The organism is Paenarthrobacter sp. GQ52 (genome assembly GCF_059759005.1).
This window is the reverse complement of record NZ_JCAXEJ010000003.1, coordinates 248,465-275,282: the sequence shown is the minus strand read 5'-3', so window position 1 is coordinate 275,282 and position 26,818 is coordinate 248,465. Positions and strand designations below refer to the sequence as shown.

The following is a 26,818-nucleotide window of genomic DNA, read 5'->3' as shown; positions in this document are numbered from 1 at the left end:
CCCGGGAAGGCACTGGGGTTCCAGGGTTCTGCCTTCTAGGAACGTTCGGCTGCGTGAAGCGGCGTTACGCTGACAACACTGATAGCGGCAGTGGACGTGTCGTCGTGTGATGTCGTGCCGGGGCCCCTATCTTCGGAGCCCTCTGACTCTTCGGCGTCGGGAATCGCCGCCACACTGACTGCAGGCTTGTCGGCCCGTGAATCCGCTGCTCCCAAGTGATTGGCCGCGTGCTGAGCAGCTTCGTTCTCGGCGGCCTCGTCCTCAGCTGCCTGTGCGGCCTCTTCGTCGCGACGCACCTGCTCATCGATGTCATCGGCGAGTGCCTGGAGCATGGACTCTGCTTCTGCCGTCATGCTCTGGTGCCCTGCCGCCATTGCCTTGACCAGATATTGGGCGAGGGCGAACTCGGCCAGCAGGGCGGACCGGCGGAGAAGGTGCGTGTCAGGGATCTCGCGGCGTGCTTGGGTGTAGTGGCTCAAAACGGCCTCAACAAACGAGGCTTCGTTGGATGCAACCAGCCAGGCGAAGTCGTCTGCAGGATCACCGATCCGGAGATCGGTCCAACCCGTTAGGGCGGTCACCGTGTCATCCTGCACCATGAGGTTGTCTTCATGAAGGTCGCCGTGGACCACTGATGGATTGAAACGCCAAAGGGCAACGTCTTCGAGGGCGTGCTCCCAACGACGCAGCAGGGTGGCCGGAATCTTCCCGGTGGTTGCTGCTTGGTCCAGTTCGTTGAGTTTGCGTTGCCGGAACTCATTGGCCGAGTAACTGGGAAGGTCCGCATTGGTGACCAGGGTCAGTGGCAAGTCATGAATGGCTGCCAGTGCTGCGCCGACTTCCTTGGCCAAGGCGGGGCTTCCGGCTGACAGTTCGTCGATGGAGAGCATGGAGCCTTGCAGATGGGCGTACACGAACGTCGTCAAAGCACCTTGCCTTACCGTGCCGGCGATGGTGGGCACATGAAAAGGCAGTTCAGCGCGGATGGCGGGCGCGAAGGCCCGCAGGACCATAAACTCGGTTTCCAGTCGCGTGCTGGCTTCCGGATGGCGCGGTGAACGGACTCGCCAGCGTTTGCCTTCCGCGTCCAACAGCAGCGCGGAGTCGAAGTCGGCGTCGTCGTCGGGGGAATAGGCTGCGGCCGTTGGCGAAAGGCCAGGCACCGCCGCTGTTGCTATGGCGGCCAGTTCGAGCGGTGTTCTTCTCACGTTCTCCACGGTAGATTGAGTGCGGCCTGTGGCCATGATGCAGTACGGCGAGTCTTCAGATCCGCAGCAAATGCGCAGGAAATGTGGAGCAAAACATTGCTCAAGTGCCCAAGCGGGCAACTGTGCGGGGTGCTGTCCACAACAGTGGACCTTTCCAAATGTTTTTTGTCGGTACGAGTCAGTACGGTAGATACATGAGTCAAACGGAGTCGCCGGCGCTTGCCAATCACCTGATGGAGACTGTTCTTCCCGTCCGTCCTGCCATGGTGGATCGCGGCTCGGGCGTGCGGATGAAGCCGGGCATGGTTGAGGATCTCATCGCCTCCGGCACCGCCAAAGCCATGGTCATTTCACAGCGCAAAGCGTTGGTGACCGCTGACGGCCTGTGGTTCGGAGACGCTGCGCCGCTCTGGAACGCTCTAAGTGGGTCCGAAGGCGGCGCTGTTGCTGCCATCTACCTGGGTGCCACGTTGACGTCGTCCTCCTTGCCGGAGGGTACGTCCGTTGTGCTGTTCACAGTTACTGAACCGCCGGCGCCCGGCATCGCCACGGTGCCGTTGGATGCTGAGTGGGCCGGTTTTCGGGATGTCGCGGCGCGTCTTGACGCCAAGGACACCGCTTTGTTCATCGAGGCCAGCGCAATCTCCAACTGGCATGCAACCCACACACATTGCCCTCAGTGCGGCACGCCTACGGACATCGAGGCCGGTGGCTGGGTCAGGCGTTGTCCCAAGGACAACTCAGAGCATTACCCGCGGACGGATCCCGCCATCATTGTCACGGTGATCGGCCCGGATGGCCGGCTCCTGCTCGGCGGCGGGGGGCCCGTCGACGCCAGGAATTACTCCACGCTGGCAGGATTCGTTGAGCCCGGGGAATCGCTGGAGCAGGCTGTCGTCCGGGAAATCGGCGAAGAAGTGGGTGTCCGTGTGACGGCCTGCCAGTATCTCGGCTCGCAGTCCTGGCCGTTCCCCGCTTCCCTCATGTTGGGATTCACCGCCAAAACAGACGACGCCGTTGCCCGGCCCGACGGCGTCGAGGTCACACGGGCGAGGTGGTTCAGCCGTGAGGAGCTGCAGGAAGCGGTGTTGAGCGGTGAAATCACCATCTCAACGCGCCTGTCCATCGCGCGTTCATTGATTGAGCATTGGTACGGCGGCGTCATCGAAGACCTGCAGCCGTGACCGAAGGGATTTTCGACGGCGGTGGCTCACTTGAGGAGCGCATCCTCGGCGGGCTGGACGAAGAGCAGCGGGAAGTAGCCAGTACCTTGACAGGTCCCATGTGCGTCCTCGCAGGGGCAGGTACGGGAAAGACACGCGCCATCACTCATCGCATTGCTTACGGTGTTCACTCCGGGGTTTACAGTCCGCAGAGACTGCTGGCCGTGACCTTCACTGCCCGGGCCGCAGCTGAGATGCGCAGCAGGCTCCGCGATCTTGGGGTTGCCAACGTTCAAGCCCGCACATTCCACGCGGCCGCATTGAGGCAATTGCAGTTCTTTTGGCCGCAGGCAATCGGCGGCACTTTGCCCAATCTCCTGGACCACAAAGCCAACATGATCGCTGAGGCCTCCCGCAGGCTTCGACTGAGCACTGATCGTGCATCCATCAGGGACCTGGCAGCCGAGATTGAATGGGCCAAAGTGTCCATGCTGACGCCCGCCAATTACCTGGAGAATGCACAAGGCCGCGGAACTCCCGGAGGCTTCGACCTCACCGCGGTCTCCCGGGTGTTCCAGGCCTATGAGGACATCAAAACCGACCGCAACGTCATCGACTTCGAAGACGTCCTGCTCATAACAGTGGGTATCCTCCAGGAGGACCCGAAAGTAGCGGCAACAGTCCGGGAGCAATACCGCCATTTCGTGGTGGACGAGTACCAGGACGTTTCACCCCTGCAACAGCGTCTTTTGGATTTGTGGCTCGGTGGCCGGAACGAGTTGTGCGTGGTGGGCGATGCCAGCCAAACCATTTACTCCTTCACCGGCGCCTCACCCAAGCATCTCCTCGGGTTCAAAGGGCAGTTCCCCGGAGCGACCGTCGTCAAGCTCATTCGTGACTATAGGTCCACCCCGCAAGTGGTGAAGTTGGCCAACGACCTCCTGGGTTCCCGCCGAAGCGGTGGGCCGGTGGCGGATGCCGCGTGGGCTTCGCCCCTCAAGCTCGTCGCCCAGCGGCCCTCTGGTCCGGAACCGCGGTTCATGGAGTGCCCGGACGACGAAGCCGAGGCAGCTGTGGTGGCAGGCAGAATTCAGGAGCTGCTCAACAGCGGTGTCAAAGCCAGTGAGATAGCCATCCTGTTCCGCACCAACGGCCAGTCTGAAGCGTACGAGCAAGCCCTGGCCTCTGCCGGGATCGGCTACCAGCTCCGGGGAGGCGAGCGGTTCTTCGCGCGCAAGGAAGTCCGCGATGCGATCCTCCAGTTACGCGCGGCAACCCGCGCCGTGGCGGAGGGGCCCCAGGAACCCCTGGGCCAGATCGTGCGGGACATCGTTGCCTCACTTGGTTACACGGAGGCCGCCCCCCACAACGGCGGAGCACTGCGTGAGCGTTGGGAATCCCTGGCAGCCCTGGTCGCCTTGGCCGATGAGCTTGCTGTCAGCCGCGGGGAGTCCTTCACCTTGGCTGAGTTCGTCAACGAGCTTCAAGAGCGTTCGGTCGCGCAACACGCACCCACCGTTCAAGGTGTCACTCTTGCTTCCCTCCACGCCGCCAAGGGCTTGGAATGGGATGCGGTGTTCCTGGTGGGCCTCAGCGAGGGCCTAATGCCTATTTCGTTCGCAGATACCCCGGAGGATGTGGACGAAGAACGCAGGCTGCTTTATGTCGGCATCACCCGGGCAAGGGAGCACCTGAATCTCTCATGGTCCACAGCCCGAACACCGGGTGGCCGGGCCAACCGCAAGCCGTCCCGGTTCCTCGACGGACTTCGTCCCAATTCCGTGGCTTCCGCCAACGCGCGCAGCAAGACAGGTCCCACGCGGCGGAAAGCTGCCGCCCCGGCGTCGTGCAAGGTATGCGGAAGCATGCTCGCGAGTGGAGCCGAACGGAAGGTGGGACGTTGCAACCAGTGCCCGCCTACCTACGAGGAACAGACCTTCGATGCGTTAAGGCAGTGGCGCAGGGACGAGGCCCAATCGGCCGACGTTCCCGCGTACGTAGTCTTTACGGACGCTACGCTGACTGCCATCGCCGAGGCTAAGCCTTCATCGCTTGAGGAACTTGCCGGCCTGGCGGGGATCGGCCCGTCCAAGCTCGAACGCTACGGCGAGGCTGTCTTGGCAGTGCTCGCCGAAAGCAGTGAACTCTGATGACGGGTAGATCTTCCTCCGATACCGCCATCCCGCACCTCACCGTCGACGGCGCTCCCGTTGTGGTGCGTAGATCAGCCAGACGGCGGCGAACCGTTGCCGCTTTCTGGGAAGACGGCAATGCCGTGGTCGCCATCCCTGCCAGCTTCACCAAGTCCCAGGAACAGGAGTGGGTCCGGCGGATGCTGGTCAAGCTGAAGAAGCAAGGGGAGCGGCAAACGGGTGCGGGCAGGCGTCGTCCTGCGACGGATCAAGCCCTCGCCAAGCATGCCGAGCACCTTTCAAAGACGTATCTCGGCGGGCGGGCGGTCCCGACGTCGGTCCGCTGGGTAGCCAACCAGAACGCCCGATGGGGTTCGGCAACTCCTGGGGACGGCACCATCCGGCTGTCCAACAAGCTTCAGCCCATGCCGCAATGGGTTATTGACTACGTTCTGGTCCACGAGCTCGCGCACTTGCTGGTGGCGAGCCACAATGCCGAGTTCTGGAGATTGGTTGAGGCCTACCCTGATACGCAACGGGCAAAGGCCTTTTTGGAGGGCGTTGCCTTCGCTACGTCCCGGGGACTCCCGGCAGATTCCGGGTCCGGGGATCCCGGCGAGTCGGCCGCGGAACTGACTGACTAAAGACGTCAGAGGCTCGGCCGCTCGGCTTCTCTCAGCCGCACCTGCACTGCACCGTTCCTTAACATCAAAGCGGCCGCCATGAGATGGCGGCCGCTTTGCTGCAGTGTTTATTCCGAGGCTGGCCTACTTGGTCGGCGCCTCGGGGTCATTGTCGTCCGATGGTGTTTCATTGCCGGACTCGTTCTCCGCGGAATCAGCCTTGGACGCTTCCGTTCCAGCTTCATCGGCCTTGGTGGAGTCGTAACCGCCGCTCAGAAGCTTCTGCAGGGCGTCGTCAACCTCGCTGTCACTTGCCTCGGCAAGGCGTCGCCGTTCGGAGAAGCCCTTGGGATCATCGAGGTCCTCACCGGTGGGGAGAAGATCCGGGTGGTGCCAAATGGCGTCGCGGCCGGCGATGCCCCTTTCTTCCTTCAGAGTTGCCCACAATGTTGCTGCTTCCCGGAGCCTGCGGGGGCGAAGCTCCAGGCCGACGAGGGACGAGAACGCGTGCTCGGCCGGTCCGCCTGTGGCCCGACGACGACGCACGGTCTCGCGCAGCGCCGTCGCCGATGGCAGCACCTTGTCGGTGGCTTCGGCGGTGAGCTCGTCTACCCAGCCCTCAACTAAGGCAAGAGCTGTTTCGAGCTTCTCCAACGCGGCCGTCTGGACAGGTGTGCGTTCCGGTGTGAAGACTCCCTGGGACAGTGCTTCCTGGATACCCTCGGGGTTGCTCGGGTCGAGGTCGCGGGCGAGGTCTTCGATGCGGGACATATCAATGTGAATGCCGCGGGCATATGCCTCGATGGCTCCGAGGAGGTGGCCACGCAACCATGGGACCTGGACAAACAGGCGCGCGTGAGCGGCTTCACGGACGGCAAGGAAGAGCCGAACGTCGTTCTCGGGGAGGCTGAGGCCTTCCCCGAATTTGGCTACGTTTGCCGGCAGCAGCGCCATTTCCAGGTCTGCAAGGGGGACACCGATATCGGTGGAGCTGACAACCTCGGCCGAGAGTGCGCCGATGGCCTGTCCCAGTTGCATGCCGAAGATCGCTCCGCCCATGTTCTGCAGCATGGACGAGGCACCGCCCATCATGGACTTCATTTCTTCGGGCATTTGCTGGGTGAGAGCGTTGGACAAGGCATTGGCGATGCTGTTGGCCACGGGCTCAGTCAGGCGCTTCCACGTGCCCAGGGTTGCTTCAACCCATTCGGCCCTTGACCATGCCCTACCAATCAGGCCGGTCGCTGAGAGATCAGTAACCGGGTCCAGCCAAAGTTCTGCAAGCCTGAGCGCTTCGTCGATCTCCCTGGCCTGTTGGGAGTTGACCGAGGGATCGCTGCCGGCAGCGGCGACGCGCCGTGCATTCTCGTGGGCGAGCTGCCAATTCACGGGGCCTTCGGAGGTAGAACTCATCATCGCCTGTACCTGAGCGAACATCTGCTGAAGGAGCTGAGGATCGTTGGGCAGGCCTGCGGCCTTGGCCAGCTCAGCGGGATCGATGTTGCCCATGCCCTGGCCGCCCATCAGGTTCTGGAGCATTTCTGCCAGCGGATCCTTAGGGGTTTCGTCGTCGTTGGACGGATTGTTGGGGTTGGAAGTCATGGTGCCGCCGATCGTCGAACTGGCTGGTGATCTCTTTCACCGTACCGCGCGGCCGGAAGGCTGTCTGCCCGGAGGCGGTGCCGTTCGCTGTAGGCAAAGCAGCCCTGCAACGTCAGACCGCGTAGTGTTGATGTTTGGTATGTGCCGCCGCCGCCTTCGGCGGCAGGAGCCATGGATCCGGTCACGCAAATGCCGGCATAGAGAGGCCTCAATGCTTACTTCGCCCAGCCCCGAGGGCTCATTGGACCCGCGTCGAACGCCCGACGCCGATTCCACCTCCACGCCGCCGGCACCGTCCCGTGACGGTCGCTACATGATCATGGTGATCTCCGGTCTCCTCGCGCTCGGCCTCGGCATCGGGGCGGCAGCGTTGCCGGTTCCATATGTCATTGAGTCAGCGGGTCCCACCTTCAATACTCTGGGCAAAGACGGCGACAAGCCTGTCATCAACATTTCCGGCCGTGAGTCATTTCCAGCAAATGGCAACCTTGACCTGACCACCGTTGTCATGACCGGCGGTCCCAAGAGTCCGGCCTCCATCTTCGATGTCTTCCGCGCCTGGTTGGATCCCTCCAGGGCCATTTATCCCGAAGAACTCATCTATCCCAAGGGCACCACCGCCGAGCAGACCGTTCAACAAGGTGAGATAGCCATGGAAACCTCGCAGGAGAACGCGGTGGCAGCAGCCTTGCGTGAGCTCGAGATCCCCTTTGAGCAGCGGCTCAACGTCGCAGGTCTATCAGACCCTTCGCCATCCGCCGGGAAGATCCAGGAAGGTGACCGGCTGGTCTCCATCAATGGCAAGGCAATCACGTCCATGAGCGTGGTCCAAGCCGAACTGGCCGCGGGCGCCGGTGCCCCTGCCGTCGTCGGAGTGGACCGGAACGGCACTTCGGTTTCCGAAACAATAACGCCTACCAAGAACCAGGCGGACCGTTACGTTCTGGGTGTGCTGCTGGCCAGCGATTTCACGTTTCCGTTCGACGTCAGCATTTCCTTGGACAATGTTGGCGGACCCAGCGCAGGCATGATGTTCGCCTTGGGGATCGTGGACAACCTCACGCCGGGGGACCTTACTGGCGGCAAACACGTGGCGGGCACCGGCACGATCACCGCCGATGGCGCCGTGGGCCCCATCGGCGGCATTGCCCAAAAGATGATAGGCGCCCGTCACCAGGGTGCCACCATGTTCCTCGCGCCGGCATCGAACTGTGCCGACGTCGTGGGCCACATTCCGGACGGGCTTCAGGTTGTCAAAGTGGAAACACTGGCTGATGCCACCTCCGCCGTAGAGCGGCTCGGATCCGGTCAGGACACGGGGAGCCTTCCCACCTGCACAAACAACTAGACTGACGGTGGAACTTAGCTTCACCGCCACTCGTGGCATAGATGACGGCCCCTGCCACATCCCAGCGGCAGGGAAAGTCAGCACTCGCACACCGACTGTTCACTGACACCAATGAGGTACAGAGTTTGTCCCGTCCCGCCAGCTCCAACCCGCCCGGAAGATCACCGCTGAGACGAGGTGCCCTGACGCCGACGCTCATTGTCGTGGCAGTGGCCGTCGTCGGGTTCATTTTCTTCGCCAATGTGTGGACTGACGTCCTGTGGTACCAGCAGCTTGGCTTCTTCGAAGTTTATATCCGCGAAAACCTCGCAAGGATCATTACGTTCCTCATCGGTTTCGCCATGATGTTTGCCGCTGTTTTCTTCGCCATCAGGATCGCCTACCGCTCCCGGCCCGTCTACGCTCCGGATGCTGAGGCCCGGGACAACCTCAACCGTTACCAGGCGCAGCTTGAGCCTGTCCGTCGGGTTGTCATGATCGGCCTCCCCATCCTGTTCGGGCTCTTCGCCGGCAGTGCGGCAGCCAGCCAGTGGCAGAAGGCCCTGTTGTTCTTCAACCAGGAGCCGTTCGGACAGACAGACCCGTTGTTCAACATGGATATCAGCTTCTATCTGATGACGCTGCCGTTCCTGGGCTTTGTCACCGGGTTCCTGATCAGCATCGCCGTTGTTGCTGGTATCGCAGGCATCCTGACGCACTACCTCTATGGCAGCATCCGCCTCATGGAACGCGGCATCTTCACAAGCAGGGCAGCGCAAATCCATATCGCCGTCACCGGCGCTCTTTTCCTGGTCCTGCTGGGCATCAATTTCTGGTTGGACAGGTACACAACTGTCCAGAGCAACTCCGGCCGCTGGGCCGGCGCACTTTACACGGATGTTAATGCCGTCGTACCCACCAAGGCGATCCTTGCCGTAGCCGCGGGCCTTGTTGCCATCCTGTTCATTATTGCCGCGATCATTGGTCGTTGGCGCCTTCCGGTGATCGGCACGGCCATGCTGGTCATCACGGCCATTCTGGCCGGCGGTGTCTACCCGTGGGTTATTCAGCAGTTCCAGGTTCGTCCGTCTGAGAACACCTTGGAAAAGGAGTTCATTGATCGAAATATCAAGATGACGCGGGCTGCTTACGGTCTGGACAAGATCGACGTATCTGCTTACAACGCCACCACCACGGCGACTACCGGTGCCTTGGCGGCGGACGCGCAGACTACTGCCAATATCCGCCTCCTTGACCCGAACCTCATTTCCTCGGCGTTCGCTCAGCTTGAGCAGTACCGTCCGTACTACCAGTTCCCGCAAACCCTGAATGTTGACCGCTACATGGTTGATGGCAAAGTCCAGGACACCGTTATTGCGGTTCGCGAACTGAACCCGGATGGCCTGAGCGCAAACCAGCAGACGTGGGTTAACAGGCACATCGTTTACACCCATGGTTATGGCGTCGTCGCCGCCAAGGGCAACAAGTTCACGGCCGACGGCAAGCCGGAGTTCCTGCAGTCGGGCATTCCGTCCAACGGCGTCCTCGGCAACGACAATTCATACGAACCCCGCATCTACTTCGGCGAGAACTCTCCGGAATACTCCATCGTCGGCGCGCCGGAGGGTGCTCCGAACCGCGAGCAGGACCGGCCAGCGGGACGTGAAGGTGGCGGGGAGACGCAGTACACATTCAGCGGTAATGGCGGACCAAACGTCGGTAACTGGCTCAACAGAATCCTCTACTCCATCAAGTTCCAATCTTCGGATCTGTTGCTTTCGGACGGTGTCAATGCCGAATCCCAGATTCTCTACGAACGCAATCCGCGCGAACGCGTAGAGAAGCTGGCCCCGTACCTGACTGTCGATGGCAATGCATACCCGGCGGTCGTTGACGGCCGGGTCAAGTGGATCGTTGACGGCTACACCACCAGCCAGTATTTCCCGTACTCCCAGCCTCAACAGTTGCAGAACGCCACTGTTGACTCGCAAACCAGTGCCGGACGTACCGTGGCTCTGCCGAACAGCTCGGTGAACTACATCCGCAACTCGGTCAAGGCCACTGTGGATGCTTACGACGGTTCCGTCAATCTCTACGCATGGGACGACCAGGACCCCATCCTGAAGGCATGGCAAAAGGTCTTCCCAACGGTCATCAAGCCCTACTCGGAAATGTCCGGCGACCTCATGAGCCACGTACGTTACCCCGAGGACCTGTTCAAGGTTCAGCGTGAACTGCTCGGGCGGTACCACGTGACCGACCCGGACAGCTTCTACCAGAACAACGATGCTTGGAGCGTTCCGAACGATCCCACCGTTTCGGAAGCCGTCAAACAGCCTCCGTTCTACATGTCACTGCAGATGCCTGACCAGGAGAAACCGGCGTTCCAGTTGACCTCATCCTTCATTCCTCAAACGGTCAACGGCAGCGCCCGAAACATCCTGTACGGCTTCCTCGCGGCTGACTCCGACGCCGGGAACGTCAAGGGCGTCAAGGGGGAGAGTTACGGAAAGCTGCGGCTCCTGGAGCTCCCCACCGATACCCAGGTCCCTGGTCCCGGACAGGCGCAAAACAAGTTCAACTCCGACCCCACTGTGTCTCAGGCGCTGAACCTTCTGCGACAGGGCGCATCAGATGTGCTGAACGGCAACCTGTTGACTCTTCCCGTGGGTGGTGGCCTGCTCTACGTACAGCCTGTCTACCTGAAGTCCACAGGTGAGACGTCGTACCCCACATTGCAGCGTGTGCTTGTGGCATTCGGTGACAAGATCGGCTTCGCGGCTACCCTGGATGAAGCTCTTGACCAGTTGTTCGGCGGCGACTCCGGTGCTACTGCCGGCGACTCGGACAACAACGGCCAGACGCCCACCTCGCCTCCTGGCACCACGCCGCCGCCTGCTGGCCCCACTGACGCCAAGGCTGACCTCAAGGCAGCCCTGGATGAGGCCAACAAGGCCATCCAGGATGGCCAGGCGGCATTGGCCAAGGGTGACTTCGCCGGCTACGGTGCGCAGCAAACCAAATTGTCTGACGCACTCAAGAAGGCGATCGACGCTCAGGCCCGTTTGGACGCCACTCCGGCTCCAACAGCGACGCCGGGAGCTACTTCCAGTGCGACGCCGCCGCCCTCACCAAGCAGCTAGTTCTGTAGGCGGTTGAAAGGCCGGCGCCTGCTCCCTTCCGGGGGCGGGCGCCGGCCTTTTCCGTTGGCGAGACACACATCACGTCGCCTCGATTTGGTCTGCCATTCACCGGACGGTAATGTTGTTCTTGCGACGCGGGGTGGAGCAGTTCGGTAGCTCGCTGGGCTCATAACCCAGAGGTCACAGGTTCAAATCCTGTCCCCGCAACTGGAGAAAAGGTCCGGATCAGTAAACACTGATCCGGACCTTTTGTTTTGCCCCGAAAGTCCCAAGCCGGCATCTTCCCTGGTCCGACGCTCTCTCACGTCCCTCGGGCTTGAGCCCCACCTTCTCTCACGTCCCTGGGCTTAAGCCCGGCGCTCGGAAGGCATTGGCAGGCCGACGGCGAAGCGTCTTTTGGCCGCTGGCCACGGTGACCGCAAAATGTTCAGGGTTGAGGGAGTGATCTGCGGCACCTTGGATGCCATATGGTCAGAAGCACCCTGGGCGGTGGGGTAGAGTTGTTCTTGCGACGCGGGGTGGAGCAGTTCGGTAGCTCGCTGGGCTCATAACCCAGAGGTCACAGGTTCAAATCCTGTCCCCGCAACTGGAGAAAAGATCCGGATCAGTAAACACTGATCCGGATCTTTTGTTTAAGGGGTAACCGGTACACCGGTGCTAGCATCAAACCCGGATTTGCTGAGGCAAGAAATGGATGGGACGACCCAATGGTCAACGACGACTACAAGTTTGGCCTCGAGCGTGAAGTCCTCCAGAGGGACAGCCCTGTTGCCGTGTATCAGCAGGTGGCGGACGTGCTCACGGATCAAGTCAGCCGCCTGGAACCGGGGTCGCGGATTCCCACGGAAGAGTCCCTGATGGATGCCTACGGCATTAGCCGGACCACCGTCCGGAAGGCGATCGAAACACTGGTTGTGAAGGGCCTGTTGGTCCGTAGGCAGGGCAAAGGGACATTCGTGATGGCTCAGCGCCCCGTCAAGATGTTGAATCGTCTGGCACCGTTCATGGAGACGTTCACGGCGGCTGGCATGAAGACTGTCAAGGGACTCATCGAATACAAGTGGATGGAGAAGGACAAATCGGTGCCAGCCAAGTTGGTTTCCGATGACAATCTAGTTCTGGTCATCCGCCGCTCCTACTCAAGCGCGGGTTGGCCTTATGCCATAGCCGAGATTTTCATCCCCTCGCACATTGGCCGCCACATCAGCCTTGCCGATGCCGAACGGAACTCCATCTATCAAGTCATCCAAGACAGGACACTGAAGCCCCTCCATCGGGCAGAAATCACTGTGACAATGCATGCACCGCCCGAGCACCTGGCAGACGCTCTGAACGTCCGCGGGTTTGCTATGGTGCCACGCTTGGAGCGGACTACTTTAGGCCCGCATGGAGAGGTTCTGGAGTGCACGGTGACCTACTTCCACCCCAAGGGATTCGAAATCCGCGCTGAAGTGGCAACCGACGTCAGCCCCGGCCAGGATTCGCCAGTTCCTTCGGCAGGTTAGGTGAAAACCGAAAAATGGGCCGGATCCCTGCGAGGATCCGGCCCATTTCCTGGTTCAGCGGTATGTTGTGGGCAGTCCGCCCGATGGACGGTTACAGTCCGGTTTAGTTCCTAAAGCTTGTCGAAGTCAGCTTCGTCGACAGTTGCGCCGGTTGACGCCGGAGCTCCCGCGCCGATGGCAGGCTTGGAACCGCCCGACTTCAGGGCCGCAAGACGGGCTTCGATCTCGGTCTGCTCTCCGAGATCTTCGAGCTGGTTGAACTGCGCATCGAGGCTGGAGCTGGCGAGTTCCTGCTGGCCCAGGACCTTGGCCTCTTCGCGGCGGATCTTCTCTTCGAAGCGGCCCACCTCGCTGGTGGGATCCATGATGTCGATGCTCTTAAGGGCATCGTGCACCTGGGACTGCGCGGCAGCGGTCTTGGAACGTGCCACCAACTCGTTGCGCTTGGCGGTGAGTTGGTTCAGCTTGTTCTTCATCTGGTCAAGCCCGGTCTTGAGCTTGTCCACCACCTCGGTCTGGGACGCGATGCTCGGCTCTGCTCCCTTTGCCTCGGACTCCGCCGTCATCTGGCGCTGGATGGCTACCTTGGCAAGGTTGTCGAACTTTTGGGCATCAACGGAATCACCGGAAGCACGGTACTCGTCGGCTTTCCGGGATGCTGCCAGGGCTTTGTTGCCCCAATCCTGAGCGTTCTTGACGTCCTCGTTGTAGTCCGCCTGCAGCATCCGAAGGTTGCCGATGGTCTGGGCCACGGCTGATTCGGCCTCGGCAATGTTGTTCGTGTAGTCGCGGACCATCTGGTCCAGCATCTTCTGCGGGTCCTCAGCCTGGTCCAGCAAGGCGTTGATGTTTGCCTTGGCGAGCTGCGAGATCCGACCGAAAATGGACTGCTTAACCATGGTGTTGCCTTTCGTCCTGCTCAGTGGTGACACTGAAATCAGTGATCAGTTGTTGTACCGCTTCTATGCGGGGCATGGACCCCGCCTAGTCTGTCTGGCTAGAAGTCGCCTCCACCGCCGCCGTCGCCACCCCAGCCGCCGCCGTCGAAACCGCCGCCGGAGTCGCCTCCGCCTCCGAAGAAGCCACCGTCGCCTCCGCCGTCATTGCCTCCGCCGCCCCAGCCGCCTCCGCCGCCGTTCAGGATGGAGTTGATGAGGATGCCGCCGAGTATTGCGCCGCCGAGGCCGCCGCCTCCGCCGCCCCCGCCGAACATCCCGCCGCGGCCGTAGCCTTGGTCGGCGTAACCGAACTGGTCGACGTCAGACTGCGCGAGTTGCGCCGCCTGGGCTGCCAGCGAATGCGCCTGCTGTGCATAAGTAAGAGCGGTCACGGGGTCGTTGCGCGAAATCGAAAGCGCGTAATCGAGGTTGCGCTGCGCTTCCGCCAGCCTTGTCCGGGCCTCTGTGCCCACGCCACCGCGGCGGGCTGTGATGTAGTCCGATGTTGCGCTGATCTGCGCCTGGGCGGCCATGATTGTTTGCTGCAGGGAGGCCTGTGCCCGGCGGGCCTGCTCCTGCTGGTCGCGGATGCCGGACAACGACTGATCGAGCGCCTGGTGGGCTGACTCTACGCGGCTCAGCGTCGCAATGGGATCGATCTTTCCGCCTTGGATCTCGGTCTTCACCTGTGCCAGGGCGGCTTCCACGCCGGCCACGGGCCCGGCGAGTTCCGGGTGTTCGCCGGACTGGATCATCGCACGGGCCTGGGCAAGGTCCTGGCTGGTCTCCGCCACGGCGCCTTCCAAGGAGGAGCGTGCCTCATCAAGGCTGCCTGCCGTCTTGGAGATGGCATCGATCAGCACGTTGGTCTGGTGCAGGCTTTCTTCTGCGGCACGAACTGCCACAGCAGCCAGGCTGTTCTCGCCGGTTGCCAACTTTTCCTGGGCGGCGGTGGCGGCGTTCTGCACGAATGCGAGTCGCTCCTTGGCCTGCAGGATGTTGTCTGAGACCTGAGCCAAGGCGGACTCGGCGTACTTGGCGCGCAATCCCTCAAGGGACTGCTCTGCGCTGGCGATCTTGGCATCGGCCTCCTTGGCTCCCGCAGTTACTGCTGCCAAAGCCTGAGGGGCGTTCTTCTCAAGCTCGCGCAAAGAGTCGAAGTCAGCCTTCTGATCACGCAGTGACGCCAGGGCGGCCTCTGAGCGGCGGATGATTTCGCCAAGCCAGCTCCGCTGCTGCTCTTCGGTATCAGGAATGTGGTCGTCCAGCTGTTGCTGCAGCTTGAACGACTCCGTCATGTGGCCCTTCGCCTCTTCCAAGGCTTTGGTGAAGTTGCCAATCGCGGAATCACCGTACTGCGCCTGCGCAAAACCGAGTTCCTGCTCGCTGGACTTGATGGCGTCGTCTGCCTCGATCAACAGCGAACCGCTCTTCTGGCGCAGTTCCGGAATGCTGAGACCCGCAAGAGGATCAAGTTCCTCACCCTGCGGTCCGTAGCTGGCGCTGACGGCCTTGGTGCTGCCCTTCTTGCGGCGGTTTCGGAGGTAGAGGTACGTACCGGCGCCGCCGGCCGCTACAACGCCAACCCCGACGAGCACGCCGACGCCTGCATTTCCGCTGGGCACTGTTCCGCTGCCTCCGCCGGCCGCATCTCCGATGGCTGCTGCTGCATCGATGACAGCCTGAGCGTAGTTACCTGCACGCAACTGGGGGTCAATTGCCTTACTGGTAATCGTGTCCCGTTGGGCGTTGGTGATCTTGCTGTTGTTGGGTTTGCTCAACTGGTACTGTCGCGTGTCGGTTGCCACTGCGAGAACCAGGGCGTTCGGCCCGAGCTGCGCTTTCTCTGCAACGTCAGCAGCCCATGCAACTCGATCTGTCGGATTCTCGAATCGCTTGACGAACACAGCGTGCAACGTCATGGCGTGCTCCGTACCGAGCTTTTGGATGGCCTCTTGGACCTTCGCTTTGTCTCCACCGAGCACGCCGGCCGAGTCCACAATCTTGGTGGTGGGATCGAGCGTCACTGGACTCTCAGCCCAGGCTGCGCCGGCCGGCAGGGCCAACATTCCAGCCAGGCCGATAACGGCGAGTACGCGTTTAACTATTGACCGCATGTGCAACCCTTCAGCACGTCTGCGACTGGAACAAGGCGTACCAATCGTCACAGAATGCTCAGCGCCCCCACGCATGGTGTAAAGCCGCAGGTCGCTGTGGCAATTCCTCTTGATTCTATGGTGCACCCCATGGCCCGTCCACAGGGGTGAATATGCCACCAGCGAAATATAGGAGAGTGCTGCAATGTTGACGCGTTGAGGGTCTTTTTGAAAGGTTCGCACCGGCTGCGGGAACAGGGGCCGGGACCTTTCAGGAAGCTCCCAGCGAACGTCCGCTTTTGTTCCAGTTATTGGGTACATAGTTATTGGAGACGAGGACGAAAGGAAGACCCATGACGGAGAACCCAGCGCAGGGCACCGCACCAGAGGACCGCGAGCCATCCGAGCCGCGGAATACGACGGGGGAGCAGGGCGATGCAGCCGCCACCCAGCAGCAGCCTGCCTGGACGTCGGGACAAGCGGCCGCTACGGACGGCACTGCACAGCACACCACTCCGCTGCCTGCCTTCCAGCGGCCGGCAGCCCAGCATCAGTCCCAGCAACCGCAGCAGCCGCAGTACTACGGCGCTCCGCAGCAGAATGATCCGGCTCACCGCCCCAGCTACCCACAGCACCAGCCGTTCTACGGTGGTTCAAACCCCGGAACAAATGGAAATACCGGCAGCCAGTTCCACAACGCACAGGGATTCCAGAATGCCCAAGGCCAGAATGGCCCCGGAATGCAGCACACCCCAGGCCACTCTTCGGCGGTAGCCAACAAGCGTAAGCCGGCATTCGGTGTCGGCACCCTTGTGGCAAGCATGCTTGCGGCAGGTTTGGTCGGTGGCGGTGTGGTGGCCGGCAGTAACGCGCTGTGGGATAACCCCGCCCCGGCTGCTTCAACGGGCGGGCAGTCCAGCACGGTCATCGTGAACAACAAAGACGACGTCAACGTCATTACCGCTGCGGCAGCCAAGGCATCGCCCAGCGTGGTGACCATCAAGGCGACCAGCGGCAACGAGGGCGGCACGGGTTCGGGCATCATCCTCGACGACCAAGGCCACATCCTCACGAACACCCACGTCGTAACGCTGGACGGTGCTACCGCCAACGCTGCCATCGAGGTCCGGACGAGTGACGGAAGGGTCCTGAAGGCCACAGTGGTAGGCACGGACCCGTTGTCAGACCTCGCCGTGATCAAGGTGAGCGACGCATCGGGCCTTGTCCCGGCGACTCTGGGTGACTCGTCCAAGATCAACGTGGGGGACACCGCCGTCGCTATTGGCTCGCCGTTGGGCCTCACCGGCACGGTGACGGACGGCATCGTGTCCACGCTCAACCGCACCATTAGTGTTGCGTCGTCGGCTGTGCCAGAGGGGACTCCGGATGAGAGCCAGGGCGATGATGAGGGCTTCCAGTTCGCGCCGCCGAACGGTGGCCAGAGCCAGCGGACTGCCAATGAGGGTTCCATCGCCATTAACGTGATCCAGACTGATGCAGCGATCAATCCCGGCAACTCCGGCGGTGCCCTGGTGAACAGCAAGGGCGAGGTCATCGGCGTCAACGTTGCGATCGCCTCGGCGGGCAGCGGATCATCCGATTCTTCGGCCGGGAACATCGGCGTCGGCTTCAGTGTCCCGATCAACCACGCCAAGCGCGTCGCGCAGGAGATCATCGATACCGGCAAGGCCAGCCATGGTCAGTTTGGTGTGTCCGTTCGTTCGAAGTCCTCTTCAGGCAGCGATTCAGGCTTCTCCGTGGGGGCTGAGGTTGCCTCGGTGACGTCGGGTTCGGCAGCTGCCAAGGCTGGGCTCAAGGTCGGTGATGTCGTTACCAAGTTCGGCGACTACACCGTGAGCGATCCCAACCAGTTGACCGCCGCTGTCCGCGAGCAGCCGGCCGGTGCCAAGGTGACGGTCACCATTCAGCGTGGTGGCCAGACACAAGAGGTAGAGGTCACCCTCGACGCCGCCCAGCAGTAGGCTGCCCATTAGCAGGCAAGAACAACGTACGACGGCGGACGGCACCTCCCTGGTGTCGCCCGCCGTTTTGCTGTGGCCAAGCAGTCAACCGCAACAAACGCATCGCGCGTAGCTGAAACAGGACTTAACGCGGGGAGTGGTTTTCTGCGGGCAATATGCTTAGCTAGGACGAGCCCACGCGATGGGCAATTTACGGCCACGCTGCTGCGTTTGGCCGTCCACAAGCATGGAAGGCTGCTTCGAAGACAGTGGAAGAGACATTGAAGATTGTCGTTCTGGTCAAGCACGTCCCGGACGCCCAGTTCGACCGGCACATCACCGGACCTGGCAACACAACCGACCGTGAAGAGAGCATTTTGTCCGAACTGGACGAATACGCCCTCGAGGCAGCGCTCCAACTGGCAGAGGAACGCGGCGGCCCGAAGGCCGGAAACGAGGTCATTGCCTTGAGCATGGGCCCGTCCGGTGCGGTCAATGCTGTGAAGAAGTCCCTCCAGATCGGCGCGTATTCCGGCGTCCACCTCAGCGATGACGCTTTGGCTGGTTCGGATGCTGCTGCTACATCTCTGGCACTTTCCGCCGCCATCCGCCACATCTCAGCCGACGGCCGACCGGTGGACCTGGTTCTGACGGGCATGGCCTCCACGGACGGCGAGACGTCGCTCATCCCCGCCCAGCTTGCCGAACGTTTGTCGTTCCCGCAGGTCACCTTTGCCTCCAGCCTTGAGGTCGCGGGCGGCCAGGTCACGGCCCGCCGCGACGCCGGCGCCTTCTCCGAAACGGTTGAAGCGCAACTCCCTGCAGTGGTCTCGGTGACCGATCAGATCAACGAACCGCGCTACCCCAATTTCAAGGGCATCCTGGCTGCCAAGAAGAAGAAGATTGCCTCCTTGTCGCTGGCCGACATCGGCGTGGACGCCTCGCAGGTCGGCTTGGCCGGCTCGTGGACAGTGGTTGAGTCTGCAGAGGCACGCCCACCGCGGACAGCAGGAACCATCATCACAGACGACGGCGACGCCGGCATCAAGCTGGTCGACTTCCTCGCCGCACAGAAGCTGCTCTAAAGGGGACTCCAACCATGGCAAATGCACTTGTTTTCATTGACAACCCGGGAGCAGCGCTCAAGAAGAGCAGCCTGGAGCTCCTGACCATCGCCCGTTCCCTGGGGGAGACCGCCGTCGCGTTCACCGGGCAGCTGCACGACGACGTCGCCGCCACCTTGGGCGCATACGGTGCCACCACGGTCTACCAGCCGTCGGTGGACAACCTCGACAACTACTTGGTGGGACCCAAGGCCGCTTACCTCGCCGCTGCCGTGGCAGCGTCCGGAGCTACGACGGTACTCCTGGACAACTCGCCTGAGGGCAAGGAAATCGCGGGCAGGCTCGGCATCAAGCTCAACGCCGGCGTCATCACCGACGTCGTGGGCGTTGAGGCTGACGGCACCGCGCACAAGTCGGTTTTGGCGGGCTCCTACAACACCACCGCTAAGGCCACCACTCCGGTGACGGTTCTTTCGGTCAAAGCCAACAACGTGGAGCCTGCACCGGCTGGTACTGCGGCAGCCCCGTCAACCTCCACGGTAGACGTTCCGGCAGACGCGATCGCGAACTCCGCACGCATCGCGGCGCGGACCGAGAAGCCCGTCAGCGGCCGGCCGGACCTCAGCGAAGCAAGGATCGTCGTTGCCGGTGGTCGTGGCGTGGACGGCGACTTCGGCCCGCTCGAAGAGCTTGCCGATGCCTTGGGCGCGGCAGTTGGTGCGTCCCGCGCCGCTACCGATGCAGGGTGGATCGGCCACGACGCACAGGTTGGCCAGACCGGCGTCACGGTGTCACCGCAGCTGTACATTTCTGCCGGCATCTCAGGGGCCATTCAGCAAAAGGCCGGGATGCAGACTTCCAAGGTCATTGTGGCCATCAATAAGGACGCAGAATCGCCGGTGTTCGAGATTGCCGACTACGGCATCATCGGTGACCTCTTCAAGGTTCTCCCGCAGGCAACTGCAGAGATCAAGAAGCGGAAAGGCTGATCCCTTTGTCCACTGACGCCATGTCAGCGAAGAGCCCGTTCGACGCCTCTACGGAGCGCGTTGAGCGGGTGCTTTGTTTTACTGCCCATCCTGACGACATCGACTTTGGCGCTGCCGGGACCATTGCGGCCTGGACGGCGGCCGGCGTCGAGGTCAGCTATTGCATCATGACCGACGGCGATGCCGGCGGCTTTGATCCGGTGGATAGGGAACGAATCACCGAACTCCGCGCAGAGGAGCAACAGCGGGCAGCAGCCCTGGTGGGAGTCACCGACATCCATTACCTGCACGAGCATGACGGCTACCTTGAGCCGACACATGGCGTCATCAAGCAAGTAGTGAAGCTGATTCGCGAGATCCGTCCCGACATCGTGCTCACCATGCACCCGGAAAGGAACTGGGATCGCCTGCAGAAGAGCCACCCTGACCACCTCGCAGCAGGCGAAGCCGTTACCCGGGCGGTCTACCCGGCAGTGGAAAATCCCTTTGCCTACCCCGAGCTGGCCGCGGAAGGACTTACTGCCTACAAGCTGCCGTGGTTGTGGTTTATCTCCAGCCCGGATGCCAGGGAGAACTACTTTGTGGATGTCTCGGACCACGTGGAGGCAAAGCTTGACGCCATCCGCGTCCATGCGAGCCAGCACCCGGATATCGAAGGTATGGAGCGCGTGGTCCGGAGCATGATGTTGGCCAACGGGGAGCGTGCCGGCCTGCCCGCCGGGACCAGCGCGGAGGCTTTCCACGTAGTGTCCGTTAACGGGTCAAGCACCATCGCCGGTTTCTGACGTTGCTGTGGTGTAACCCGTGTCATATGCTTGATCTCGGTTAAATCATATTTATTCGAGGAAGGCAGACTTTGATGGCGAAGACTGCGCAGCAACCTGTACTGGTGATTATGGGAGTCTCCGGTTCGGGCAAATCGACTGTAGCCGGCGTATTGGCAGGGAAGCTTGGATGGGACCTTGCTGAAGGCGATGACCTCCATCCTGAAGCGAACGTGGCAAAGATGCACTCGGGACAGGCCCTCAGCGATGAGGACCGCTGGCCTTGGCTGGGTATCATCTCGGATTGGATCAGGGCGCACGTGGATTCCGGAACCCCGGCGATCATCACCTGCTCGGCACTGAAAAAGAAATACCGCGACGTACTCAGGGGTGAAGGCGTTGTCTTCGTCTTCCTACAGGGGAGCAAGGACAAGATCTCGGATCGCCTTGCCTCCAGACATGGGCATTTCATGCCGCCGTCGCTCCTGGAATCCCAGTTCGACGCACTTGAGGAACCCACGGAAGACGAACACCACATCTCCTTGTGCGTTTCCGCGTCGCCGGCCGAAGAAGCCGACGAAGTGATTGAGCGGCTCGGTCTCCGGCCCCTGGGCGCCGGTGCCGAAGTGACCGCCTCGTGAGGGTGCTGGAAACAGCGACCCAGGTGCAGGAATGGACAGCGCACGACACCCAACTCCTTGTGGTGGCAGCGCTGGGCATTGCACTGATCGTGGTGCTGATCGCGAAGCTGAAACTGCATCCGTTCCTGGCGCTGGTCCTGGGCTCGGCCTTCGTGGGACTGGCTTCAGGCGTGGAACTGGGCAAGGTGATCACCAACTTCGAGGACGGCGTCGGGGGTGTCCTCAAGGAAGTCGGCCTGCTCATTGCGCTCGGAGCCATGCTGGGGAAGCTGCTGGCTGATTCCGGCGGAGCCAACCGCGTGGTGGACACCCTGTTGGCTAAAGCCAGCGGCAACAAGCTCGTGTGGATGATCACGCTCGTGGCTGTGATCATCGGCTTGCCAATGTTCTTCGAAATCGGACTCGTTCTGCTGCTTCCGGTGATTGTCCTGGTAACCCAGCGGTCCAAGATGAAGCTGATGCGTATCGCTATTCCGGCGTTGGCGGGCCTGTCCGTGCTTCACGGACTGGTGCCACCGCACCCGGGTCCGTTGATTGCGATCAGCGCAGTCAAAGCGGAACTGGGAACAACGCTCGGCTTGGGCATCCTCGTGGCGATCCCCACGGTTATTATCTGTGGCCCGCTCTTCTCGCGGTTGGCTGCCCGTTGGGTACCTGTTGACGCGCCGGCCGTAGCCGGAGGCATCGACACCCAGCACGCAGCCGATCTGAGCGAAGTGAAGCGCCAGCCGTCGTTCCTTGTGACACTGCTGACCATTATCTTCCCCGTGGTCCTCATGTTGCTGAAGGCTTTGGGCGGCATCATCTGGCCAAACCCTGAAACGGCACCGGCAATCAGGATCTTCTTCGACTTCGTGGGCCAGCCTCTGGTGGCCATGACGTTGGCGGTCCTTTTGGCAATCGTGACGTTCGGATACGCCGTAGGCTTCACCGGCAGCAGGATCACAGCCAAATTGGGTGAAAGCCTGGGGCCCATCGCTGCCATCCTCCTCATTGTGGGCGCCGGTGGTGGTTTCAAGCAGACCTTGATCGGTGCCGGTGTAGGCGATGCCGTCAAGAAATGGGCAGAAGGCGCCAACATGTCGGTCCTGGTGCTCGGCTTCATCGTGGCGGTGGCTCTCCGCCTGGCCACGGGCTCGGCGACAGTGGCGACCGTGACTGCGGCGGGCATTGTGGCACCCCTCGCCAGCAGCCTTAGCCCGACGCACGCAGCCTTGCTGGCCTTGGCCATCGGAGCAGGGTCCCTGTTCCTGTCCCACGTCAATGACGCTGGATTCTGGCTGGTCAAGGAATTGTTCGGCCTTACCGTTGGGCAGACGTTCAAAACCTGGTCCGTGATGGAGACGCTGATCTCCGTGGTGGGCTTCGGCTTCGTGATGCTTCTATCGCTCGTGTTGTAGCTGAGAAAACGATCTTGTAGCTGCGAAAGCAGTCGACAAACGCACGACGCCGGCCGTCCCCTTAGGTGGGGCGGCCGGCGTCGTGCGCTGTTTGGTCATGCGTCAGGCGCTGAGCCCCACCACCAGGACCGGGTCCGTGGTGGGGGCGCTGGATCCGCCAGTGGGTTCCACGGTGATGGCTACGGACGAGGCTGAGGACAGGCCCTTTACGACGGCTGGCTTGGAGAGTGTCTCCGCATCCATGGTTCCCTGCGGTACAGGGGCGGAGCCGTCCTTGGGCAGGGTCCACAACTGGTAGACCTTTCCCTCCGGTGCCGGTGCGACTCCGTCCATCAGAACCACGAAGGAATCTTTGGCCGATGATGCAGAGATGGTGGCCGTACCACCGCCGGGAACAGGCGCGGACTTCTTCTGGACATCCTGTGCCTGCAGAACCTGGTTGACCGGGTCATTCTGCGCAGAAACGTAGGCGCCCACTCCGATGCCGCCCAGGGCAATCACAGCTGCTGCGGCAGCTCCGACGATCCATCTGCGTGCGCCGCCGGCGCGAGTACGTTCTGCGCGCCTGGCCCTTGCAGCCGAAAGGTCGTCGACGGCGGGATCCGCTACAGCTGGGGCCGCTGGCTCGGCAGGGGGGCGGGTAGCGGCATCCGTGGTGATGCGTTCCATGATGTTGTCGAAGAGTCCGGCCGGGGGTGCCTCTTCCGGCGCGAAGCTGACTGACAGTGCCTCGCGGGCTTCGCGGACCCGTTCCAGGAACTCAGGACGTTCAGGAGCGTCCTTGATGTAGTCGTCGATCATGGCCCGTTCGTCGTCGTTCACGGCGTCCAGGGCATAGATTTCCGCCAGTTCCAGAACGCGGCCCTCGGCGAGGTCGGTGGCGATGTCGTTGGCAAACATTCTGCGGATAAAGCCTCCACTGGTGTTTTCACTCATATCAACCCACCCCCAGGCAGGTCTTCAGACGTAGTAGTCCATCGCGGATGCGGGATTTGATGGTGGGGACAGCGGCACCGAGATGCTCGGCCACTTCTCGGTAGGTCAGTCCGCCATAGTATGCGAGGCGGACGGATTCGCGCTGCGTGTCCGTGAGCGTACCGAGGCAGCGGCTGACAGCTTCGGCCTCCAGGTTCGTGTCGGCTTCCTCTGCCACCAGGTCGCGGTCCGGATCGAGGCTCGCTGCGCCGTACTTGGCTTCGCGGTCGGTTGCCGCTTGCACGGCGCGGACACGGTCAATGGCCCGCCGGTGGGCGATGGTCATCAGCCAGGCCAGTGGAGTCCCGGCGGCACGGTCGAATTTGGCAGCACCCTGCCAAACCTGGATATAGACCTCTTGGGTGGCGTCCTCGCTGAGGTCAGGGTCTATCAGGACGCGCCTGGCCATACCGAACACACGCCGCGAGGTGAGGCTATAGAACTCGGCGAAAGCCTGCTGGTCGCGTGCTGCCACGAGTTCGAGCAAGCCAGCCAGCTGCGAGTTCAGATCAGTCGCAGAGCCGGTAGCTTCGGAGACCGGGGGGCCGGGGTTGTTGGGGATGTCCATCACCGTCCAGCATATGTCGTCCCGTTTGAAACCGGCAGCATAACGGGATTGCGTCGACGGCGCGGCGGTGCAGCGGCTTGCCGTCATCACCCTGGTCTGCAGCGCACTCACGAAGGCTCCCTCAACGAATGTCCAAGGCAGGAGTTGTCCTGCATAAGGTATTCGGTGCTGTGGGGCCGTTGGATGGGCTACACCTTGGCGCCGGCAAATCCGTTCTGCCGCCAAGCTTCAAAGACGGCGATCGAAGCAGCGTTGGCCAGGTTGAGCGAACGGAGCGAAGGCTTCATTGGAAGGCGAACACGCGCTGTAACGTGCGGATCCTGTTTGAGCCAATCCGGCAGGCCCACGGATTCCGGACCAAACATGAGGACGTCGCCCTCGCGGTAACTGATGTCCGTATAGGACGTCTCACCGTCGGAGGTGTAGGCAAAAACCCGTTCCGGCTTGAGTGCGGCCCACGCGGCATCGATGTCCTTGTGGACAGTAACTACGGCGAGATCGTGGTAGTCGAGGCCGGCGCGGCGCAGCTTGGCATCGGAAAAATCGAAGCCGAGGGGCTCCACCAAGTGAAGCTCGGCCCCCGTGATGGCGGCCAAACGGATGGCGTTGCCCGTATTGCCCGGGATTTCTGGAGTGTGGAAGAGGATGCGGAACACGGTCCCATCTTAGTCAGCCCCGTAGAAGTCGGCTGCGCCTAGTGCATCCCGCGAAGCAGACGTGCCAGAACTGGTATCACCACAGTGTTCGGCGCTGGCCCTGAACTGAGAAATTGCTTGAGCCCCCTCACCAGCCCTGCCGCGTTGACTACTTCCACAGCGTTGTGGCTCGACTGGCCCTTGCCGTATTGGTCGATAACAGGTTCGTGGAGGTTGCCGTCAGGACTGTGCAGAACCACCCAGCCGGTGACATTGAGTTCGGGAAAGAGGTCCTGCATGTGGCGGACGATGTGCGCGAGCTGCGGTGGAGCTACCGAACGCCCGCCGTGCCGCAGCGAGTGGCCATCCCAGGCATAGGCACCTTTGGGCAGGAGCATGGAACCGATCAACGCCAGCCGGTAGCCGGAAAGGACGGCGTGATCGATGTGATTGTTGTCCGACGGCGAGCGCAACCCGTTGATCAGCCGGGCGGCAGGTATGGCAGTCAGGACCTGCCGGCTGATGAGCTGCACAGTGCGCATCTCGCGTTGAATGCGGGCCTCGGCTCCAAATATGCCGCGTTTGCGGGGGAGCCCGTGGACCTGCTGGGCCGCTTCGGCCGCTGAAATGAGCGGAACCTCGGTGGGATCGTCAAACGCAGGGACATAGACCGGGGGGTCGCCCGCCGTATTGCGCTGGGCCTGGGGTCGCTTGACGTTTGTGGTGGCGGAGGGACCCGGCGTGGCAGTGCCGGTGTAGTCCCCGGGCCGGGGCTGACTGACGCTTGAGGCTCCACGGGCGTATCTTCGGTCGTATTCGGCCCGGCGTTTGGGATCAATCAGGGTTTCGTAAGCGAGGGTGACACGCCGGAACATCTCGGCTTCTCCACCGTGGTCAGGGTGTGCCTTCCTGGCAGCCTTGCGGTACGCCACTTTGATCTCCTTGTCCGTAGCTGTGACGGAAACGCGGAGAACCTGATAGTGCGAGCTGTTGCCCTCGGCCAAGCACGGGCCCTTCTCTGTGATGGTGGTGCGCTTCCGGGGAAGCGCGGTACTGGCAAGTTTATCCAGCCACTATGTGAACGTCGGTAACGGGCCCCGTGGTTCCCGCTGGCATAATTCACGCTGTGAACCCTTCGGCAACCGATAACACCTGAGCATGCCGAAGAAAATCGCTGTCGCCATCAATCCTGCTGCCTCATTCGGCCGCGGGCGCAATGCCGGGCACCAAGCCGTAGGTTTCCTCCGCGCCGCCGGCCTGGACGTCGTCGTACTCGAAGCGGACGACTACGACGCCCTGCGGAGGGCGGTGGATGTGACCTTGGCGGCTGGTGTGGAGGCGTTGGTAGTGGTGGGTGGCGACGGCATGGTCCATCTGGGTGTTAATGCGCTCGCCGGGATGGACATTCCCCTCGGCATTGTTCCTGCCGGAACAGGCAACGACGTCGCGCGGCTGTTGGCTTTGCCGCTGAACGACACTGGGGCCGCGTGCCGCAGGCTGCTGGCTGCCCTGGAAGCGGGCGGGCGCAGGATCGACGTCGGACGGGTCGCCGCAGGCGGTGAGACCAGCTACTTCGCGGGCGTCCTGTCCGCCGGCTTTGATGCGGCCGTCAACGAGCGGGCCAATTCCTGGCGGTGGCCCCGCGGGAAGAGCCGGTACAACCTTGCGATGCTCAGGGAACTGGTTTCCTTCCGGCGAATCACCTATACCGTGACCGCCGATGACGTGACCTGGCGGCAGCCTGCCTTGCTCATTTCAGTGGCCAACGGTCAGTTCATAGGCGGGGGCATGCAGATTACACCTGACGCGGTTCCCGATGACGGGTGGCTGGACATGTTTGTGGTGAAGCCCTTGTCGCGGCTCAGCTTCCTTGCCGTGTTTCCCAAGGTTTTCGCCGGGAAGCACACCAGCCATCCTGCCGTGGAGATCAAGCGCGTCCGGAAAGTGCAGTTGGACGCCGAAAGCGTGGTGGCCTACGCCGACGGGGAGCGCGTCGCCGAGTTGCCCGTCGTCGTCGACCTTGCTCCCGCAGGCCTATGGGTGCTTGTCTAGTGCTCGCGGTGCTGGCGGAGCCTCGTTGCGGC

At 62.0% G+C, this 26,818-nt stretch carries 21 protein-coding genes and 2 tRNA genes; 15 read left to right on the top strand and 8 right to left on the bottom strand.

All coding sequences use genetic code 11. The features are described 5' to 3' along the window. Positions 1 to 35: 35 nt before the first annotated feature. Positions 36 to 1,208 carry a macrolide 2'-phosphotransferase gene (locus AC6CH8_RS06735; protein WP_498189500.1) on the bottom strand — a complete coding sequence of 391 codons (1,173 nt, stop codon included), beginning with the start codon at positions 1,206 to 1,208 and terminating at the stop codon, positions 36 to 38. 194 nt (positions 1,209 to 1,402) lie between these two features. Here AC6CH8_RS06735 and nudC point away from each other — a divergent pair, with 194 nt between their 5' ends. Genes nudC through AC6CH8_RS06720 form a run of 3 tightly spaced genes read left to right on the top strand, consistent with a single transcriptional unit; the run spans position 1,403 to position 5,147 of the window. After that, positions 1,403 to 2,392, top strand: a complete 990-nt coding sequence (gene nudC / locus AC6CH8_RS06730; RefSeq protein WP_091468661.1) for an NAD(+) diphosphatase — start codon at positions 1,403 to 1,405, stop codon at positions 2,390 to 2,392. Continuing rightward, positions 2,389 to 4,521 (top strand): ATP-dependent DNA helicase UvrD2, encoded by a 2,133-nt coding sequence (locus AC6CH8_RS06725; protein WP_420178491.1) that lies wholly within the window; start codon positions 2,389 to 2,391, stop codon positions 4,519 to 4,521. The genes nudC and AC6CH8_RS06725 overlap by 4 nt, the downstream gene beginning before the upstream one ends. Next, positions 4,521 to 5,147, top strand: coding sequence for a M48 metallopeptidase family protein (locus tag AC6CH8_RS06720; RefSeq protein WP_498189498.1), 627 nt, complete (start codon positions 4,521 to 4,523; stop codon positions 5,145 to 5,147). The genes AC6CH8_RS06725 and AC6CH8_RS06720 overlap by 1 nt, the downstream gene beginning before the upstream one ends. 123 nt (positions 5,148 to 5,270) lie before the next feature. On the opposite strand, the gene AC6CH8_RS06715 is transcribed toward AC6CH8_RS06720, so the two are convergent. Then, complete coding sequence (locus AC6CH8_RS06715; RefSeq protein ID WP_498189496.1) at positions 5,271 to 6,728, bottom strand: zinc-dependent metalloprotease; 1,458 nt, start codon at positions 6,726 to 6,728, stop codon at positions 5,271 to 5,273. 211 nt (positions 6,729 to 6,939) lie between these two features. Between AC6CH8_RS06715 and AC6CH8_RS06710 the strand changes: the two genes are divergently transcribed. The 5 genes from AC6CH8_RS06710 to AC6CH8_RS06690 all read left to right on the top strand — a co-directional run bounded on the left by AC6CH8_RS06710 (position 6,940) and on the right by AC6CH8_RS06690 (position 12,703). Next, positions 6,940 to 8,076 (top strand): YlbL family protein, encoded by a 1,137-nt coding sequence (locus AC6CH8_RS06710; RefSeq protein WP_420178488.1) that lies wholly within the window; start codon positions 6,940 to 6,942, stop codon positions 8,074 to 8,076. A 41-nt stretch (positions 8,077 to 8,117) separates the two neighbouring features. Continuing rightward, positions 8,118 to 11,198, top strand: coding sequence for a UPF0182 family membrane protein (locus AC6CH8_RS06705; protein WP_498189493.1), 3,081 nt, complete (start codon positions 8,118 to 8,120; stop codon positions 11,196 to 11,198). 133 nt (positions 11,199 to 11,331) lie between these two features. Continuing rightward, positions 11,332 to 11,405 (top strand) — tRNA-Met (locus AC6CH8_RS06700). Positions 11,406 to 11,710: 305 nt separating this feature from the next. Further along, positions 11,711 to 11,784 (top strand) — tRNA-Met (locus tag AC6CH8_RS06695). A 121-nt stretch (positions 11,785 to 11,905) separates the two neighbouring features. Continuing rightward, positions 11,906 to 12,703: a GntR family transcriptional regulator gene (locus AC6CH8_RS06690; protein WP_178996974.1), complete on the top strand. Its 798-nt coding sequence runs from the start codon at positions 11,906 to 11,908 to the stop codon at positions 12,701 to 12,703. A 110-nt stretch (positions 12,704 to 12,813) separates the two neighbouring features. Here the strand turns inward: AC6CH8_RS06690 and AC6CH8_RS06685 are convergent, their stop codons facing one another. Beyond that, a complete protein-coding gene (locus tag AC6CH8_RS06685) occupies positions 12,814 to 13,602 on the bottom strand; it encodes a PspA/IM30 family protein (protein ID WP_054808911.1) in 789 nt (262 codons plus the stop codon). Positions 13,603 to 13,700: 98 nt separating this feature from the next. After that, positions 13,701 to 15,758 (bottom strand): TPM domain-containing protein, encoded by a 2,058-nt coding sequence (locus tag AC6CH8_RS06680; RefSeq protein WP_498189491.1) that lies wholly within the window; start codon positions 15,756 to 15,758, stop codon positions 13,701 to 13,703. A gap of 332 nt (positions 15,759 to 16,090) precedes the next feature. Between AC6CH8_RS06680 and AC6CH8_RS06675 the strand changes: the two genes are divergently transcribed. The 6 genes from AC6CH8_RS06675 to AC6CH8_RS06650 all read left to right on the top strand — a co-directional run bounded on the left by AC6CH8_RS06675 (position 16,091) and on the right by AC6CH8_RS06650 (position 22,556). After that, entirely contained in the window at positions 16,091 to 17,719 is a 1,629-nt protein-coding gene (locus AC6CH8_RS06675) for a S1C family serine protease (RefSeq protein WP_498189489.1), read from the top strand. A gap of 260 nt (positions 17,720 to 17,979) precedes the next feature. Further along, positions 17,980 to 18,783, top strand: a complete 804-nt coding sequence (locus AC6CH8_RS06670; protein ID WP_498189487.1) for an electron transfer flavoprotein subunit beta/FixA family protein — start codon at positions 17,980 to 17,982, stop codon at positions 18,781 to 18,783. Between the two features lie 14 nt (positions 18,784 to 18,797). Next, the gene (locus AC6CH8_RS06665; protein WP_091468639.1) at positions 18,798 to 19,751 is read left to right on the top strand and encodes an electron transfer flavoprotein subunit alpha/FixB family protein; all 954 of its coding nucleotides are present in this window, start codon (positions 18,798 to 18,800) and stop codon (positions 19,749 to 19,751) included. A 20-nt stretch (positions 19,752 to 19,771) separates the two neighbouring features. After that, positions 19,772 to 20,536, top strand: coding sequence for a PIG-L deacetylase family protein (locus AC6CH8_RS06660; RefSeq protein ID WP_166660298.1), 765 nt, complete (start codon positions 19,772 to 19,774; stop codon positions 20,534 to 20,536). A gap of 74 nt (positions 20,537 to 20,610) precedes the next feature. Beyond that, complete coding sequence (locus AC6CH8_RS06655) at positions 20,611 to 21,156, top strand: gluconokinase (protein WP_498189485.1); 546 nt, start codon at positions 20,611 to 20,613, stop codon at positions 21,154 to 21,156. Beyond that, complete coding sequence (locus AC6CH8_RS06650; protein WP_091468631.1) at positions 21,153 to 22,556, top strand: GntT/GntP/DsdX family permease; 1,404 nt, start codon at positions 21,153 to 21,155, stop codon at positions 22,554 to 22,556. Before AC6CH8_RS06655 ends, AC6CH8_RS06650 begins: the two co-directional genes overlap by 4 nt. A gap of 102 nt (positions 22,557 to 22,658) precedes the next feature. Here the strand turns inward: AC6CH8_RS06650 and AC6CH8_RS06645 are convergent, their stop codons facing one another. From AC6CH8_RS06645 to AC6CH8_RS06630, 4 genes are all read right to left on the bottom strand, one after another. Beyond that, positions 22,659 to 23,492: an anti-sigma factor gene (locus AC6CH8_RS06645; RefSeq protein ID WP_498189483.1), complete on the bottom strand. Its 834-nt coding sequence runs from the start codon at positions 23,490 to 23,492 to the stop codon at positions 22,659 to 22,661. 1 nt (position 23,493) lies between these two features. Further along, on the bottom strand, positions 23,494 to 24,099 hold the full coding sequence (gene sigK / locus AC6CH8_RS06640; protein WP_166660316.1) for an ECF RNA polymerase sigma factor SigK: 606 nt from the start codon (positions 24,097 to 24,099) through the stop codon (positions 23,494 to 23,496). A 188-nt stretch (positions 24,100 to 24,287) separates the two neighbouring features. Beyond that, positions 24,288 to 24,755 (bottom strand): tRNA (cytidine(34)-2'-O)-methyltransferase, encoded by a 468-nt coding sequence (locus AC6CH8_RS06635; protein WP_178996968.1) that lies wholly within the window; start codon positions 24,753 to 24,755, stop codon positions 24,288 to 24,290. Between the two features lie 38 nt (positions 24,756 to 24,793). Next, positions 24,794 to 25,738, bottom strand: coding sequence for a J domain-containing protein (locus tag AC6CH8_RS06630; RefSeq protein ID WP_091468621.1), 945 nt, complete (start codon positions 25,736 to 25,738; stop codon positions 24,794 to 24,796). Positions 25,739 to 25,892: 154 nt separating this feature from the next. On the opposite strand from AC6CH8_RS06630, the gene AC6CH8_RS06625 reads away from it, so the two are divergent. After that, positions 25,893 to 26,786, top strand: a complete 894-nt coding sequence (locus tag AC6CH8_RS06625; RefSeq protein ID WP_498189481.1) for a diacylglycerol/lipid kinase family protein — start codon at positions 25,893 to 25,895, stop codon at positions 26,784 to 26,786. Positions 26,787 to 26,818 lie beyond the last annotated feature (32 nt).

What these genes read in the sequence shown, in the direction of transcription:
- nudC (WP_091468661.1), top strand. Translation starts at nt 1,403, where the DNA reads ATGAGTCAAACGGAGTCGCCGGCGCTTGCCAATCACCTGATGGAGACT.
- AC6CH8_RS06720 (WP_498189498.1), top strand. Translation starts at nt 4,521, where the DNA reads ATGACGGGTAGATCTTCCTCCGATACCGCCATCCCGCACCTCACCGTC.
- AC6CH8_RS06715 (WP_498189496.1), bottom strand. Translation starts at nt 6,728, where the DNA reads ATGACTTCCAACCCCAACAATCCGTCCAACGACGACGAAACCCCTAAG.
- AC6CH8_RS06710 (WP_420178488.1), top strand. Translation starts at nt 6,940, where the DNA reads ATGCTTACTTCGCCCAGCCCCGAGGGCTCATTGGACCCGCGTCGAACG.
- AC6CH8_RS06705 (WP_498189493.1), top strand. Translation starts at nt 8,118, where the DNA reads ATGACGGCCCCTGCCACATCCCAGCGGCAGGGAAAGTCAGCACTCGCA.
- AC6CH8_RS06690 (WP_178996974.1), top strand. Translation starts at nt 11,906, where the DNA reads ATGGTCAACGACGACTACAAGTTTGGCCTCGAGCGTGAAGTCCTCCAG.
- AC6CH8_RS06685 (WP_054808911.1), bottom strand. Translation starts at nt 13,602, where the DNA reads ATGGTTAAGCAGTCCATTTTCGGTCGGATCTCGCAGCTCGCCAAGGCA.
- AC6CH8_RS06680 (WP_498189491.1), bottom strand. Translation starts at nt 15,758, where the DNA reads ATGCGGTCAATAGTTAAACGCGTACTCGCCGTTATCGGCCTGGCTGGA.
- AC6CH8_RS06675 (WP_498189489.1), top strand. Translation starts at nt 16,091, where the DNA reads ATGACGGAGAACCCAGCGCAGGGCACCGCACCAGAGGACCGCGAGCCA.
- AC6CH8_RS06665 (WP_091468639.1), top strand. Translation starts at nt 18,798, where the DNA reads ATGGCAAATGCACTTGTTTTCATTGACAACCCGGGAGCAGCGCTCAAG.
- AC6CH8_RS06660 (WP_166660298.1), top strand. Translation starts at nt 19,772, where the DNA reads ATGTCAGCGAAGAGCCCGTTCGACGCCTCTACGGAGCGCGTTGAGCGG.
- AC6CH8_RS06655 (WP_498189485.1), top strand. Translation starts at nt 20,611, where the DNA reads ATGGCGAAGACTGCGCAGCAACCTGTACTGGTGATTATGGGAGTCTCC.
- AC6CH8_RS06645 (WP_498189483.1), bottom strand. Translation starts at nt 23,492, where the DNA reads ATGAGTGAAAACACCAGTGGAGGCTTTATCCGCAGAATGTTTGCCAAC.
- sigK (WP_166660316.1), bottom strand. Translation starts at nt 24,099, where the DNA reads ATGGACATCCCCAACAACCCCGGCCCCCCGGTCTCCGAAGCTACCGGC.
- AC6CH8_RS06625 (WP_498189481.1), top strand. Translation starts at nt 25,893, where the DNA reads ATGCCGAAGAAAATCGCTGTCGCCATCAATCCTGCTGCCTCATTCGGC.